This is a genomic window from Leucobacter sp. G161, from assembly GCF_001482305.1.
Classification (GTDB): domain Bacteria; phylum Actinomycetota; class Actinomycetes; order Actinomycetales; family Microbacteriaceae; genus Leucobacter.
In genome coordinates this window covers 70,057-84,341 of sequence record NZ_LOHP01000060.1, presented here as the reverse complement: position 1 = coordinate 84,341, position 14,285 = coordinate 70,057, and the positions used below count along the sequence as shown (strand labels likewise).

13 protein-coding genes and 1 other RNA gene are annotated in these 14,285 nt (G+C 64.1%); 10 read left to right on the top strand and 4 right to left on the bottom strand.

Features of this window, described 5'->3' with window-relative positions; all coding sequences use genetic code 11:
- The first annotated feature begins 52 nt into the window (after positions 1 to 52).
- Positions 53 to 544 (top strand): flavin reductase family protein, encoded by a 492-nt coding sequence (locus AUL38_RS07890; RefSeq protein ID WP_153006519.1) that lies wholly within the window; start codon positions 53 to 55, stop codon positions 542 to 544.
- A gap of 85 nt (positions 545 to 629) precedes the next feature.
- On the opposite strand, the gene AUL38_RS07885 is transcribed toward AUL38_RS07890, so the two are convergent.
- Genes AUL38_RS07885 through AUL38_RS07875 form a run of 3 tightly spaced genes read right to left on the bottom strand, consistent with a single transcriptional unit; the run spans position 630 to position 3,626 of the window.
- Complete coding sequence (locus AUL38_RS07885) at positions 630 to 1,283, bottom strand: MBL fold metallo-hydrolase (protein ID WP_235590651.1); 654 nt, start codon at positions 1,281 to 1,283, stop codon at positions 630 to 632.
- 9 nt (positions 1,284 to 1,292) lie between these two features.
- Positions 1,293 to 2,144, bottom strand: a complete 852-nt coding sequence (locus tag AUL38_RS07880; protein WP_059060837.1) for a universal stress protein — start codon at positions 2,142 to 2,144, stop codon at positions 1,293 to 1,295.
- 42 nt (positions 2,145 to 2,186) lie between these two features.
- A complete protein-coding gene (locus AUL38_RS07875; RefSeq protein ID WP_059060835.1) occupies positions 2,187 to 3,626 on the bottom strand; it encodes a glyceraldehyde-3-phosphate dehydrogenase in 1,440 nt (479 codons plus the stop codon).
- 238 nt (positions 3,627 to 3,864) lie between these two features.
- On the opposite strand from AUL38_RS07875, the gene AUL38_RS07870 reads away from it, so the two are divergent.
- From AUL38_RS07870 to rnpB, 6 genes are all read left to right on the top strand, one after another.
- Positions 3,865 to 4,773 carry a MetQ/NlpA family ABC transporter substrate-binding protein gene (locus AUL38_RS07870; RefSeq protein ID WP_059060833.1) on the top strand — a complete coding sequence of 303 codons (909 nt, stop codon included), beginning with the start codon at positions 3,865 to 3,867 and terminating at the stop codon, positions 4,771 to 4,773.
- 43 nt (positions 4,774 to 4,816) lie between these two features.
- On the top strand, positions 4,817 to 5,845 hold the full coding sequence (locus tag AUL38_RS07865; protein ID WP_059060831.1) for a methionine ABC transporter ATP-binding protein: 1,029 nt from the start codon (positions 4,817 to 4,819) through the stop codon (positions 5,843 to 5,845).
- Complete coding sequence (locus AUL38_RS07860; RefSeq protein WP_059060828.1) at positions 5,845 to 6,504, top strand: methionine ABC transporter permease; 660 nt, start codon at positions 5,845 to 5,847, stop codon at positions 6,502 to 6,504. Before AUL38_RS07865 ends, AUL38_RS07860 begins: the two co-directional genes overlap by 1 nt.
- Before the next feature lie 74 nt (positions 6,505 to 6,578).
- A complete protein-coding gene (locus tag AUL38_RS07855) occupies positions 6,579 to 7,430 on the top strand; it encodes a Nif3-like dinuclear metal center hexameric protein (RefSeq protein WP_059060826.1) in 852 nt (283 codons plus the stop codon).
- A 9-nt stretch (positions 7,431 to 7,439) separates the two neighbouring features.
- On the top strand, positions 7,440 to 8,174 hold the full coding sequence (locus AUL38_RS07850) for a zinc ribbon domain-containing protein (protein ID WP_059060824.1): 735 nt from the start codon (positions 7,440 to 7,442) through the stop codon (positions 8,172 to 8,174).
- Between the two features lie 48 nt (positions 8,175 to 8,222).
- An RNA gene (rnpB, locus tag AUL38_RS08965) (RNase P RNA component class A) lies at positions 8,223 to 8,601 on the top strand.
- A gap of 100 nt (positions 8,602 to 8,701) precedes the next feature.
- On the opposite strand, the gene map is transcribed toward rnpB, so the two are convergent.
- Positions 8,702 to 9,571 carry a type I methionyl aminopeptidase gene (map, locus tag AUL38_RS07845; protein ID WP_059060821.1) on the bottom strand — a complete coding sequence of 290 codons (870 nt, stop codon included), beginning with the start codon at positions 9,569 to 9,571 and terminating at the stop codon, positions 8,702 to 8,704.
- Between the two features lie 37 nt (positions 9,572 to 9,608).
- Between map and AUL38_RS07840 the strand changes: the two genes are divergently transcribed.
- From AUL38_RS07840 to AUL38_RS07830, 3 genes are all read left to right on the top strand, one after another.
- Positions 9,609 to 9,812, top strand: a complete 204-nt coding sequence (locus AUL38_RS07840) for a methionine aminopeptidase (RefSeq protein ID WP_083506701.1) — start codon at positions 9,609 to 9,611, stop codon at positions 9,810 to 9,812.
- An 89-nt stretch (positions 9,813 to 9,901) separates the two neighbouring features.
- Positions 9,902 to 11,239: a glutamine synthetase family protein gene (locus AUL38_RS07835; protein ID WP_059060819.1), complete on the top strand. Its 1,338-nt coding sequence runs from the start codon at positions 9,902 to 9,904 to the stop codon at positions 11,237 to 11,239.
- Positions 11,240 to 11,247: 8 nt separating this feature from the next.
- Positions 11,248 to 14,268, top strand: a complete 3,021-nt coding sequence (locus AUL38_RS07830; protein WP_059060817.1) for a bifunctional [glutamine synthetase] adenylyltransferase/[glutamine synthetase]-adenylyl-L-tyrosine phosphorylase — start codon at positions 11,248 to 11,250, stop codon at positions 14,266 to 14,268.
- Positions 14,269 to 14,285 lie beyond the last annotated feature (17 nt).

Genomic DNA, 14,285 nt, shown 5'->3' with positions numbered 1-14,285 from the left:
CTGTCGCGCCGCCGCGATGCCGGCGGTGCTGGAGAGAAGCATGGAGTCCTCGATGAACGAGTTTGAAGCAGGCGATGCGCTGAAGCGGGCGTTTCGTGATCACCCGGCGGGTGTCGGTCTCATCACGGCGCAGACCCCTGAGGGGCCGGTTGGGCTGACAGTCTCGAGCGTTGCCTCGGTCGCCGTGGATCCACCAGCGCTCTCGTTCTCAGTGACGCGTGCGACTGGGAGCGCCGGCGGGGTACTCCACGCAGACTCGTTTATCGTCCACCTGCTCGATGCACGCCATGCTGAGATCGCGCAGACCTTCGCTGTGTCGGGGACCGAACGTTTCACCCAGGATCAGGGGTGGGAGATGCTCCCGACGGGGGAGCCGTTGCTGCGAGGCGTCCGGGTCGCGCTGCGCTGCCGCTCACTCCATCAGCTTGAGGTCGGCTCGTCGGTGATCGTGGTCGCGGGCGTGCTCGACGCACACTTCGGTGACGTGGCCGACCCTATGAGCTACATTGACCGCACGTTTAGGCAGCTCGGCGACACGATCTAGTCACACGGTGCCGGAGCGCCGGCAGAATGAGGGAGAGGCCCCGCTGCACCGCAGCGGGGCCTCTCCCTCATTGGCGAGTTGCGAGCTACCAGCCGCGCTCGATCCAGGCCTTGTACTGCGGCGCCTCGGCGCCAATCGTCGTTGCTGAACCGTGGCCAGGGAGCACCGTCGTAACTGCAGGCAGCGTCAGCAGCCGGGAGTTGATCGACTCGATGATTTGGGTGAAATCCGAGTACTCCCAACGTGTCGCGCCAGGACCCCCTTCGAAGAGCGTGTCCCCGGAGAAGAGCGTTCCGATCGACCCCGCAAAGAACGACACCGATCCCGGGGTGTGCCCCGGAGTGTGGATCGTTACGAGCTCAACGCCGGCAACCGAGAACGCGGCGCCGTCGACAAGCTCGAAATCGGGTAGCCGCTCGACACCGTGCGTCTCCTCCCACAGAAACAGGTCCGCTGGGTGGAGGTACAGGTGTGTGTCGAGCTTGTCGGCCAGTGCGATCGCGGCATTCACGTGATCCTCGTGACCGTGCGTGAGCAGGATCCCGAGCGGGTCGCGCTCGCCAACAGCGTCGGCGACAGCGTCGGCATCGTGTGCAGCGTCGATAATCAGGGCAGTCTTCTCGTCACCGACGACGAAGACGTTGTTTTCCAACGGGATGCCCCCTGGCGGGTACCCGGGGCGCCCGGCCCCGAGTACCCCGGAGGTCACCACGCGGTGGACGCGGAAATCGTCACTCACGAGACGTACCTATTCTGCGCGGGTGACCACGGTCGTGCACGGCAGCGAATTGAGCACACCGTGGCTGACCGAGCCGAGCAGCAGACGCGAGATGCCACCGCGACCGCGGCTGCCAACGACAACCATCTCGGCGCTCTCCGCTACCTGCAGGAGGGCGGTGACGGGGGGAGCCTGCACGATCTCCCGGCGAACCTCGAGATCGGGGTAGCGCTCGGCCAGACCGGCGGTGCCGATCGCGATTGACTCTTCGGCAGCTGCCTGCTGTGAGGTCACAAGCTCCTCGCTCCAGAGGTACTCGAGGCCGGGCGTAAGCGGTGGCATCCACGCGTAGACCGCGACAAGCGGCACGCCGCGGAATGACGCCTCCTCTGCGGCAAACGCAATAGCGCGCTTCGACGCTTCTGAGCCGTCGACGCCGACAACAACGCCCGAACCGCTCTCATCCTGCTCCGCGGGAATTACGGCGACCGGGCAGTGCGCGACCGCGGCAACCTTCACCGCGCGCGTCCCGAACACTGAGCCGGTGAACTTGCCGCCGGAGTGTGCGCCGAGCACGAGGAGGTCCGCATGCTTAGATGCGGCCTCGACCTCAGCAATCGGGTGGCCGACAACGGCGGTGCCGGTGATCTCACCGGTGAAGCCGAGCTCGGTGCGCGAGCGCTCGATCTCGTGGGCGAGCATTTGCTCCGAAGCGGCCTGTGCCTCGGAGAGGAAAGCCACACTCTCGGACAGGAAGGAATCGTCTGCGACGTGAATGAGTTCGACGGTGGCTCCACGGTCCGCAGCGCGGGCCAGGCCCCACTTCAGTGCTGCGCGACTGTGATCGGATCCGTCAACTCCGATGAGGTACTTCTCGGACATAGCGAGTTCCTTCCTGTTCGGGTGTGTTCATTCTGCCGGTCGCTACTTGGAAAGCGCCGGAAGCTGCAGCGGGTGGCCGCCTGCGAGCTGCTCGATGATGCGAACCACCTGGCAGCTGTAACCGTACTCGTTGTCGTACCAGACGTACAGCACTGCGCTGGAGCCCGTGACGATCGTTGCGAGGCCGTCTACGATGCCCGCACGGTTCGAACCGACGAAGTCGGTCGACACGATCTCGGGGGACTGCACGAAATCGATCTGCGTGCGCAGGTGGCCGGTGAGTGACACCTGCTCGAGGAGCTCGTTGATCTCCTCGGCCGAGGTCTCGCGCTCGAGCTGGAGGTTCAGCACTGCCATCGACACGTTCGGCGTGGGAACGCGGATCGCGTTGCCCGTGAGCTTGCCCTCGAACTCGGGGAGTGCCTTCGCGACGGCCTTCGCGGCGCCAGTCTCGGTGAGCACCATGTTCAGCGCAGCCGAGCGGCCGCGACGGTCGCCCGAGTGGAAGTTATCGATGAGGTTCTGGTCGTTCGTGTACGAGTGCACCGTCTCGACGTGGCCCTGCTTCACCCCGAAGGTGTCGTTCATGACTTTGAGTACGGGGGTGATCGCGTTCGTCGTGCACGAGGCGGCCGACAGGATCGTGTCAGCGTCGCTGATCTTGTCGTTGTTCACGCCGTAGACGACGTTGAGCAGGTCGCCCTTGCCGGGGGCAGTGAGCACGACGCGCGAAATTCCGCTGTTCTCGAGGTGCTTGCCGAGGCCCTCAGCGTCGCGCCAGCGCCCCGTATTGTCGACGAGGATCGCGTCCTCGATGCCGTATGCCTGGTAGTCGACATCCGCGGGGTCGCTCGGGTAGATCACCTGGATGCGCACGCCGTTAGCGAGGATCACGTTCTCGTCCTCAAGGACCTTGATCGTGCCGTTGAAGGGGCCGTGCACCGAATCGCGACGCAGGAGGTTTGCGCGCTTCACAAGGTCGTGCTCGCCGTTCTTACGGACGACGATCGCGCGGAGGTTCAGGCCGTTGTGGCTGCCAGCGTGCTCGATCATGATGCGCGCGAGCAGACGACCGATGCGGCCGAAGCCGTAGAGCACGACATCGCGACCCGAGGCGGGCTTCGCGTTGAGCGCGGGTGCGAGCTCGTCCCGCAGGTATGCTTCGAGGTCGCTGGCGCCCGAGTCACGGAAACCGTTCGCGAGCAGTGCGAGGTCGAGCGAGACCGGGCCAGGCTGGATCGCAGTGAGGGCTTCAACGATTGCGGAGGTCTCAGCGATTGAAAGCTCAGCGTCATCGATCTTGCGCGCATACCCGTGTGCGCGAATGATGTCGATTGCCGAGCGTCCGATGAGGCTGCGGCCGTGGACCGACATCACAATGTCGTGGTCGCGGTACAGCTGACCGATGAGCGGAATCATTCGCTCCGCCAGCGCCTGCTTTGTGTTCCAGGCCTCAAGGTGGTCAGTGGTGGGCTGATTCATGTGAACCGACGGTTCCTTCCGACTTCATCGGGCGCCGATGTTTTCCGCCCCCGACTCGCTAAATGATTCGCTTTCAGTATCCCATGCGCATGACGCAATGTGACGCCCGGATTGGGGGATTCGGCCGGTTGGGCGCAGGATTGTCTAGTAACGGGCGGCACATAGTGATTCTGGCCACTGCGCAAGATTCCTGCCACGCCTCCGAATAGATCTCGCTCGAAGACCGAAAAGGAACATCATGTCTCTCAAGAAGCGCGGCGCCCTTGCCGCTTCCATCGCGGCACTCGCGATCACCGCTACCGCACTCGTGGGTTGCGCCCCTGAGTCAGCACCCGCGGGTGACGAAGGAACGTCCGAAGGCCCCGTGCGTATCGGCGTCGTGCCGGGCGGCCAGCCCTACTGGGAGGTCTTCGTCGATGAGGCAGCCAAGGAGGGCATCGAAGTTGAGATCGTCGACTTCGCAGAGTACCCCGTACCCAACCCTGCACTCAGCGAGGGCGACCTCGACCTCAACCAGTTCCAGCACATCGTGTACCTGGCAAACCACAACGTCGACGCGCAGGACGATCTCGTCGCGCTTGGCTCGACTGTGGTGTACCCCCTCAACGTCTTCTCGGCGAAGTACGACGACATCAAGGACATCCCCGAGGGTGGCACTGTAGCGGTGCCGAACGACGAGTCGAACCGGGCACGCGCGCTGCTCGTGCTGCAGTCGCTTGGTCTCATTGAGCTCAAGGACGGGGGAAGCTCAACTTCCGGCCTCGAGGACATCATCGCGGACAAGTCGCGCGTGAAGGTCACTGAACTTGCAGCAGACATCATCCCCGCTTCGCTGCCCGACGTCGATGCGGGTGTCGTGAACAACGATTATGTCGAGCCTGCTGGCCTCGAGTTCGCCGATTCGCTCGGCTCAGACAAGGCCGACGACCCGGCGGTCGAGCCCTACACGAACATCTTTGCCGCACGTGCTGAGGACAAGGACAACGAGACCTACCTCAAGCTCGTCGAGATTTACCAGACCAACGAAACCTTCATTGCCGCTCTCGACGACTACGTCGGCGAAGGCGCGGTGCACGTCAAGCTGACCCAGCCGGAGCTCGCTGACATCCTCAAGCAGGCTGAGACCGACTACGCCGCAAGCAAGTAGGGCTGCCACCACAGGCCACCCGCACCAAGTAAGCTCGTAACTCATGACCCGCGTTGAACTGCAGTCGGTCGGCAAGCGCTACCCAGCGCGTGGTCGGACCGGCACCGAAGCTATCGCCGTAGACGATGTGACACTTGAGGTCGCCCCAGGAGAAATCCACGCCGTCATTGGCTTCTCCGGGGCAGGCAAGAGCACACTGCTCAGGCTCGTCAACGGACTCGAGCGCGCAACGAGCGGGCGCGTGCTCATCGACGGTGAAGACATCACCGCCTATTCCGAGTCCCAGCTTCGCGCCGTGCGGTCTCGCATCGGCATGATTTTTCAGCAGTTCAACCTCTTCCATTCGAAGACGGTCGCAAGGAACGTGGAATACCCGCTCATTGTCGCGGGTATTCCACGCTCTGAGCGCGAAGCGCGAGTGCACGAACTCCTCAACTTCGTCGGGCTCGCCGACCACACAAACTTCCATATCGAACAGCTCTCTGGCGGACAGAAGCAGCGGGTTGGCATCGCGCGGGCGCTCGCGACGAATCCCGGTCTGCTCCTCGCGGACGAAGCGACAAGTGCGCTCGATCCTGACACCTCACGCGAAGTGCTCGAACTCTTGAGCCGCGTCAACCGAGAACTCGGAATCACCATCCTCCTCATCACTCACGAAATGGACGTGGTTCGTGAGATCGCACACCGCGTCACCGTGATGGACGGTGGCCGCTCTGTCGAGCAGGGCGACGTGTTCGAGGTGTTCTCAAACCCGCAGGCACCAACCACGCAGAGCTTCGTTTCGAGTGCGCTGCCGTCGAAGCCGAATCCAGAGCACCTGCGTGCCCTCCGCGAGAAACACCGCGGCAAGCTGGTGTCATTGACCTTCCGCGATGGCAGTGTCGATCAACCCATCGTGTTCCAGACGCTCGCTGATCGCGGCGTCGGCGTCAACATCGTGTACGGCGGGATCTCTGACGTCGGTGGACGCACCTTTGGCAAGCTCACCCTTGAACTCATCGGCGACGAGCTACAGGTTGAGCACGCGATCGCGGCTCTCGGCCAGCAGACCGAGCTGGAGGTGCTCGCATAATGAATCGACTGATTGAACTCCTTCCGAAGCTTGCCGACGCGGTCTTCGAGACCCTGTTGTATGTCACCATCGCTATGGTTATCGGCGGCATCATCGGCCTGGTCGTCGGGGTGCTCCTCACGACGACGAGGCAGGGCGGGCTCCTGGAAAACCGGCCCACCTACTGGGTGCTCAACCTCATCGTGAACTTCTTCCGGCCGATCCCCTTCGTGATCCTCATCGGGGCACTCCAGCCGCTCGCCAGACTCGTGACCGGCAAGGGAGTCGGTGCGCCAGCGATCATCTTCACACTCGTGTTTGCCGCGTCCTTCGGGATCGCCAGACTCGTCGAACAAAACCTCCTCACCGTGCCTCCCGGGCAGATTGAAGCGGCGCGAGCGATGGGCGCGAGCCCGATGCGGATCATTGGTACCGTCCTGATTCCTGAGGGCCTTGGGCCACTCGTGCTCGGCTACACGTTTGCCTTCATCGCAGTCGTGGATATGTCTGCCATGGCCGGCGTGATCGGTGCCGGTGGGCTGGGCAACTTCGCACTGCAGTACGGCTGGCGACAATTCAACCCGTGGGTGACCTGGTCGGCGGTGCTCATCATCGTGGTGATCGTGCAACTCGTGCAACTGTTCGGCAACACGCTCGCCAGAAGGCTCCTCAGGCGCTAATTCGGATGGGTACGGGAGGCGCCTGGCAATCAACGGCCCGGCAGTTCCCGTGCAGCTCGCGATAGCCTCGAAGTATGACTACGTTGACGCTCGCAGACCCTCGCCGCGCCACAGAGGCCATGTGGCCCGCGGAGACCGCTGAATCCTGGGATCGAGTTGGCCTCGTCACTGGGCGGAATGATGCACCGCTGCGGCGCGTACTGCTCGCCGTGGACGCCGTTGCGTCGACGGTGGACGAAGCCGTGCAGTGGGGCGCTGACGCGCTTATCACCCACCATCCGCTGCTCCTGCGCGGGATCCATACGCTTGCCGAGGACACGGGGAAGGGCTCTCTGCTCACCACCCTCATCCGTGCCGAGTGCGCCCTCATCGCCGCACACACGAACGCCGACCAGCCTGTAGGGGGAGTCTCGGATGTTATTGCGAAGCGGATCGGCCTCGACGGAGCCGTGCCGATCTCGCCACTCGCGCAAGACCCGAGCATCGGGAGCGGCCGTGTCGGCACGCTGACAACGCCACACAGCCTGCGCGGGTTCGCCGAGCTCGTCGCCGGGCTCCTGCCGGAAACCGCGAGCGGCGTGCGCGTTGCTGGCGACCCCGACCGAGTCATCGAAACTGTTGCCCTGCTCGGTGGGGCCGGAGATAGTTTGCTTGACCATCCGCTCGTGCGAGCTGCAGACGTCTACCTCACCTCTGATCTGCGTCACCACCCTGCCCAGGAAGCGCTTGAGCTCTCTGCGGTGAGCGGTGGGCCAGCGCTTGTCGACGTCGCCCACTGGGCCAGTGAATCGCTCTGGCTTGACGGTGCAGCCGAGCAGCTTGCGCTGCGACTGCCAGGTGTCGAATTCCGCGTCAGCCAGATCCGAACCGATCCCTGGGACTTTTCAGTCGGGGCGCGCCCGGGCACCGCTCGCAGCGCAGAGTAAGCTGGAACCATGAAGGCAACTCCTCGTCAGCAGCTCCTGCTGCTCGACCTCCAGCAGCTTGACCACTCGCTCGCACGTCTGCGCAAGCGCAACGAGCAGCTCCCCGAACGTGCAGAGCTCACGGCGTTGGAAGGCGAACGCGAGGAAGTACGCAATCGATACATGGAAGCGCAGCGCGAGCTCGACGCTCGCCGCCTCGAGCTCTCCCGTATCGAAGCCGATGTCGATGTCGTCGAGCAGCGTGAGAAGCGCGACCACGACATGCTCGCGGTGAGCACATCCAGCAAGGAAGCAGTCGCGCTGCAGACCGAACTGGAGACACTCGGACGTCGCAAGGACGAGCTTGAAGAACGACAGCTCGAAGCGATGGAGGTTGCTGAGGCCTCAGAAGCGGTGTTCTCGGAGGCCGAGCGGGTGCTCGCCGGCGTCGAAGAGCGTCGGGCTGACATCAACGCGCGCATCGAGGCCGCTGAATCAGCGACGGCGCGGGAACGCGAAGCTGCCGAGACTGAGCGTGCTGGACTGTCGGCCGAGGTGCAGGGTGACCTGCTCGACCTGTACGAAAAGACACGTGCGCAGGTCGGCATTGGAGCCGCGAAGCTCCGGGGGAACGTGTCTGAGGCCAGTGGCATGGCGCTGAGCCCCGCCGACCTGAGCACCATCACCAATACCGCACACGACGAGATCGTGTTCTGCCCTGAGACGGGCGCGATCCTCGTGCGCGTTATCGAAGACGCCTCCTAGAGCGCCGCGAGCACCGTCGCCCGAATGCGCGGTAGACTGGTGCACGGAATGGGCCGGTGGACGGTTGCGTCACGCGTCGCTTGCGACGTCGTGCCGAGGAACGTCTGGGCTCCGCAGGGGAGAACGGTGGGTAACACCCACCCGGGGTAACCCGCGAGAAAGTGCAACAGAGAGTAGACCGCCAGTTGTGGTTCGCCACGGCAGGTAAGGCTGAAAGGGTGGGGTAAGAGCCCACCGGCGCCCGTGGTAACACGGGCGGCCAGGTAAACCTCGTTCGGAGCAAGGCCAGACAGCAGACGATGACGCGCCCCGCCGAGTCTGCGGGTGGGCTGCTAGAGGGTACTGGCAACAGTGCCCCGAGAGAGATAACCGTCCAAGCTGGTTTCGGCCAGCGGGACAGAACCCGGCGTACAGCTGGCCCATTCCATCTCTGAGCGGCGCTCAGGGCTCGCGCACGCACCAGCCCTGAGCGCGGGGACCGCGTGCTCGTTTCGGAGCAGCGGCAGACCCTCCGGAAGAGGGCGAGGCTACTCTGACAGCGTCAGCAGTTCGAAACCGTTCTCGCGCACCACGATCGTGTGTTCGAACTGCGCGGTGATCGACTTGTCGCGCGTCGTGACTGTCCAGTCGTCGGCCCACATGTCCCACTCGTGGGTGCCCAGTGTGAGCATCGGCTCGACGGTGAACACCATGCCGGGCACGATGACGTCGTTGAATCGCGGTGCCGAGTCGTAGTGCGGCACAATCAGGCCGGTGTGGAACGAGGATCCGACGCCGTGCCCGGTGAAGTCACGCACCACGCCGTATCCGAAGCGCTTCGCGTAGGTCTCGATGACTCGGCCAATGACGTTGACCTCTCGGCCAGGCTTCGCAGCCTTGATACCGCGCATCATCGCTTCATGGGTGCGCTCGATGAGCAGGTCGACTTCCTCGGACACGGCGCCGACCCGGAACGTGCGGTTCGTGTCGCCGTGGAACCCGTCAAGGTATGCGGTGATGTCGACGTTGACGATGTCGCCCTCGCGGAGCACAGTGTCGTCGGGGATCCCGTGGCAGATCACTTCGTTCACCGAGGTGCACGAGGAAGCCGGGTAACCGCGATACCCCAGCGTCGACGGGTATGCGCCTGCGGACACGACCGCGTCGTGGCCGATCCTGTCGAGCTCTGCCGTGGTGACGCCAGGCACGACCGCTGCTCCGACGGCGTCGAGCGCACGGGACGCGATGCGGCCGGCTGCGCGGATCTTCGCAATCTCGTCCTCGGTGTATGTGTTATCACCGACGTAGGGCGGCGGCTCCTGGAGGCCGACGTATGGCGGCCGGGTGATGGCGTGCGGAACGGAGCGGGTGGCGGGCAGGACGCCGGGGACAAGATTGCCGTGATCATCAAAAGGCATACCTCTAGTCTAGGAGTAACGCAACGAAGGGAAGCTCATGAGCAAGCAAGACTGGGGGATCAACGATCCCGAAGAAACCTACTGGTTCAACTCGAAGACTGGTGAGGTCGAAGAGGGGCCGCAGTCGCTCGCTGTGTATCGAGTGGGCCCATTCAAGACTCGCGAAGAGGCAGCCCGCGCGCCGCAGATCCTTGCCGACCGCGCGCGCGAATGGAACGAAGAAGACGAAGAGGACGACTAGCGGGTCACCCCCTACGTCCCGCTTCCGGGCGGTAGGCTGAAAGTCGTGCCGGTCCCGGCGCATATCCGCGCCCCGAGAGGAGTTGCCGCGTGAGCAAGCAGAGAGATTTCGTGCTTCGTACGATCGAGGAGCGCGGAGTAAAATTCGTGCGCCTGTGGTTTACCGACGTTGCTGGCGCCCTGAAATCGGTGGCGCTCGCGCCGGCCGAGGTCGAAGGCGCGTTCAGCGAAGGCATCGGATTCGATGGCTCGGCCATTGAAGGGTTGACCCGAGCTTACGAGTCAGACTTGCTTGCTGTGCCCGACCCGTCCACGTTCCAGATTCTGCCTTGGCGCGGCGAAACCGAGCCGACGGGGCGGATGTTTTGCGACATTCGCACCCCGAACGGTGAGCCTGCCGTCTCTGACCCGCGGAACGTACTTAAGCGCACGCTCGCTCAGGCCGCTGACATGGGGTTCTCGTTCTACACGCACCCCGAAATCGAGTTCTACTTGCTGAAATCGAAGGATCTGGGCCCGGAGGGCCCGATCCCGGTGGATCGCGCTGGTTACTTTGACAACGTCCCGGGCGGAACCGCGCACGACTTCCGTCGGGAGAGCGTGAACATGCTCGAGGACCTCGGCATCTCGGTTGAGTTTAGCCACCACGAGGCAGGGCCGGGACAGAACGAAATCGATCTGCGATACGCAGACGCGCTCGCGACGGCTGACAACATCATGACGTTCCGTTCGGTCGTGAAAGAGGTGGCCATCGCGCAGGGCGTGCATGCGACCTTTATGCCTAAGCCGCTGGCTGGCCACCCGGGCTCAGGCATGCACACGCATGTCTCGCTGTTCGAGGGCGAGGAGAACGCCTTCTACGACCCGAGCGCGAAGTACCAGATGTCGGTGACCGCGCGACGTTTTGTCGCCGGCGTGCTTCGGCATGCGCCGGAGCTCACCGCTGTCACCAACCAGTACGTGAACTCCTACAAGCGCCTGTGGGGCGGCGACGAGGCGCCCTCGTTTGTGAGCTGGGGTCACAACAACCGATCGGCGCTCGTGCGTGTGCCGATGTACAAGCCAGGCAAGGGCGGGGCGGCCCGTATCGAGTACCGCGGCATGGATAGCGCGGTCAACCCGTACCTCGGGTTCTCCGTGCTCCTCGCGGCGGGCCTGAAGGGCATCCAAGAAGAGTACGAGCTCCCTCCGGAGGCCGAGAACAACGTGTGGGCGCTGAGCGACGGTGAGCGCCGAGCGATGGGGTTTGACCCACTCCCACAGAGCCTCGAGCACGCCCTCGCGGTGATGGAGCGTTCCGAGCTTGTCGCCGAGACGCTCGGCGAGCAGGTCTTCGCCTATCTCATTCGTGACAGCCGACGCGAGGTAGACGAGTATCGGAGCCAAGTGACACCGTTCGAACTCAACTCGATGCTGGACACGATCTAACAGCGAAGATGGCGGCAACGGCAACGCCTCCAGGCGGACGGCGAGGAGAACTCGGTGCGTACGCTCGCGCCGGATTTCAAGGGTTAGCCGACGCGCGCGACGGCATCTCGGAGCTGTCCGCGTTGCTCGAGGACACGGACAGCGGGGCGCTTCTTGAAGGCCTCGCGTCCGCTGCAGACCCGGATGCGACGTTGGCGCTCCTCATCCGGCTCGCTGAAACCGGCGCTGATCGCTTGGTCCGGTTGGACGCGTTCGCTTGGCGGCGCCTGTGCCTCGTTGTCGGAGCCTCGCCAGCCCTCGGCAATTTCCTGCTGCGTCACCCGGAACTCATCGCCGGGCTCACCGGTCGGGACGGCCGGCTTCCGAGCGGTGAAGAAGCACGTGAGGAGATGCTCGCTGCCGTCACGCGGCAGGGGATCACGCTCGTTGGCGAAACGGGCTGGAATGCTCTGCGCGTGAAATACCGCGAGCTGCTCACCGGCATCATGCTCTATGACCTGCTCAGCCCTGGCTCGCACGAGGATGTGCCCGACGCGCGGCCAGCGTTCGAAGCCGTCGCGGCCGCGCTCTCCTGCATCGCCGATGCGGCACTCGAGACTGCTATCGCGGTGGGCCGAGCGACCCTCCAGGAGCCGAGTTCGACACCGCAGATCGATGCGGCGACGCGCCAGGAGCTGCGTTTCTCAATCATTGCAATGGGCAAGTGCGGTGCGGAAGAACTCAATGTGGTGTCCGATGTCGACGTGATGTTCATCGCGGAGGGTGATGAGCGGGCGGCTTCCGCGCTCGCGCGCGAGGTGATGCGCGCCATACATGATCCCTCGCTCGAACTGCCGCTGTGGCAAGTTGATGCTAATCTCCGGCCCGAAGGGCGGCAGGGACCGCTCGTTCGCACGCTTGGGTCAATGATGAACTACTACGAACGCTGGGCGAAGGCATGGGAGTTCCAGGCACTGATTAAGGCACGCGCGTGTGCCGGCGACCTGGAGCTCGGCGAGGAATTCGTGGCGCTGACTCGTCCGCTCGTGTGGGCGTCCTCCAACCGCGAGGACTTTGTCGGCTCAGTACAACGCATGCGTGAGCGCGTCACCGAGCACATCTCTCCCGATGAGCTTCCTTACCAGATCAAGCTCGGGCCCGGAGGGTTGCGCGACATCGAGTTCAGCGTGCAGCTGCTGCAGCTCGTCCATGGTCAACATGATGAGCACCTGCAGCTGCGGGGCACGCTCCCGGCCCTTCGCGCACTTGTCGAAGATGGCTACGTCGCCCGGAAAGACGGGGAGCGTCTCAGCGAGCATTACCGGACGCTCAGGGTGCTCGAGCATCGCCTGCAGCTGCGTGAGCTCAGGCGAACGGCACTCTTGCCGCGTGATGATGAGAGTTTGCGGGTGCTTGCTCGGGCATCGGGACTTGCGCGAAACGCTGCAGAACTGCGCGCTCTCTGGGATCGGGTTCGCAGGGAGGTGCGAGAGCTGCACCTGAAGATCTTCTACGCTCCGCTGCTCAGCGCTGTCGCTGCGCTTCCCGACGAGGAGTTCGTGCTCGGCACTGCCCAGGCTCGAGCGCGACTATCAAGCATTGGCTTTATGGATCCGGATGGGGCGTCACGCCACCTCGCCGCGCTCACCAGCGGCCCCTCACGGAGCGCGAAGATCCTTCGCAATCTCACGCCCGTGCTGCTGCAATGGCTCGCCGAGGGCACCGACCCTGACTTTGGGTTGCTTGCGTTCCGGAAAGTCAGCGAAGCAAACCGGAACTCCTCGTGGTATCTGCGCCTGCTGCGCGACGGTTCGCTTGCTGCTGAGCGCCTCACGACGCTGCTCGCCAATTCCAAGTTTGCCGCGTCGCTGCTCGAGAGCCACCCGGAGGGCGTTGCCTGGCTCGAACGCGACTCCCTGCTGGAGCCGCCCGCGCCCGAGGCCCTGCTCAGCGAAATGCGGTCACTCGGCTCGCGGAGATCTTCCCTGAGCGCTGCCGCAGAACGCCTCCGTGGGGTGCATCGTCGCGAAATCTTACGGCTCGCGATGGGGCGCGTCGTCGGAGTGCTCGACGAGGAAGACGTTGCTCGTGGGCTGAACACCGCACACACGGCGCTTCTGGACGCATTGTTGTTGGCGATTCGTGCGCACTATGGCGGCGATGTCGAACCGCCGGAGATCGCTCTCATCGGCATGGGACGGTTTGGCGGCGGAGAGCTCGGCTTTGCCTCAGATATCGACCTTGTTGCGGTCGCGCGCGGCGGGGCGACCGGTATTGGGCCTGTCTCTCCAGCCGGGAGGATGATTACGGCGCTGCGGTCGCTCGTCTCTGATCCTCGATTCCCCGTCGACCTCGACTTTGACCTGCGGCCCGAGGGGAAAAATGGCCCGCTGGTGCGGAGCATCGAATCCTACCGGAGCTATTACGAACGTTGGTCGGTGACCTGGGAGGCGCAGGCGTTGCTGCGTGCACGACACGCGGCGGGTGACGTCAGCCTGAGTGACGAGTTCTTTGCCATGGCCGACCCGATCAGGTACCCGGCGGTGTTTGGTGAGGATCAGCTCCGAGAAGTACGTCGCATCAAGGCGCGTGTCGAGGGGGAACGTCTGCCGCAGGGGCAGGACCCCGCGATGCACCTGAAGCTTGGCCCTGGGGGCATCACTGATGTTGAGTGGCTCGTGCAGCTCCTGCAACTCGCACACGGAGCGAGACATCCGGAGCTGCAGACAGTGTCGACGCTCGACGCCCTCGGTGCGGCCGCACGAATTGGCTTGATCTCTTCCGAGGATGCCGACGTCTTGGAGGAAGCCTGGCGCCTCGCGAGCACACTGCGGTCAGCGATGCGGCTCTGGAACGGGCGAGTGTCTGACACGCTTCCGCGGGACTGGCGGGACCTCGCCGGGATTGCCGGCGTGCTCGGGCACCCGCGGGGGCGCACCACTGAGCTTGTCGAGCGCTGGCACACAGTCAGCCGCCGGGCCAGGGTTGTCTTTGAACGAGAGTTCTTTGGGTATCGCGAAGACGAACACTTCCCAGAGGTGCAAGCCTAGGGGAGAGGTGACCGCCA

Coding starts and splice junctions, on each gene's coding strand:
- AUL38_RS07890 (WP_153006519.1), top strand. CDS start 53: ATGAACGAGTTTGAAGCAGGCGATGCGCTGAAGCGGGCGTTTCGTGAT.
- AUL38_RS07880 (WP_059060837.1), bottom strand. CDS start 2,144: ATGTCCGAGAAGTACCTCATCGGAGTTGACGGATCCGATCACAGTCGC.
- AUL38_RS07875 (WP_059060835.1), bottom strand. CDS start 3,626: ATGAATCAGCCCACCACTGACCACCTTGAGGCCTGGAACACAAAGCAG.
- AUL38_RS07870 (WP_059060833.1), top strand. CDS start 3,865: ATGTCTCTCAAGAAGCGCGGCGCCCTTGCCGCTTCCATCGCGGCACTC.
- AUL38_RS07865 (WP_059060831.1), top strand. CDS start 4,817: ATGACCCGCGTTGAACTGCAGTCGGTCGGCAAGCGCTACCCAGCGCGT.
- AUL38_RS07860 (WP_059060828.1), top strand. CDS start 5,845: ATGAATCGACTGATTGAACTCCTTCCGAAGCTTGCCGACGCGGTCTTC.
- AUL38_RS07855 (WP_059060826.1), top strand. CDS start 6,579: ATGACTACGTTGACGCTCGCAGACCCTCGCCGCGCCACAGAGGCCATG.
- AUL38_RS07850 (WP_059060824.1), top strand. CDS start 7,440: ATGAAGGCAACTCCTCGTCAGCAGCTCCTGCTGCTCGACCTCCAGCAG.
- map (WP_059060821.1), bottom strand. CDS start 9,571: ATGCCTTTTGATGATCACGGCAATCTTGTCCCCGGCGTCCTGCCCGCC.
- AUL38_RS07840 (WP_083506701.1), top strand. CDS start 9,609: ATGAGCAAGCAAGACTGGGGGATCAACGATCCCGAAGAAACCTACTGG.
- AUL38_RS07830 (WP_059060817.1), top strand. CDS start 11,248: ATGGCGGCAACGGCAACGCCTCCAGGCGGACGGCGAGGAGAACTCGGT.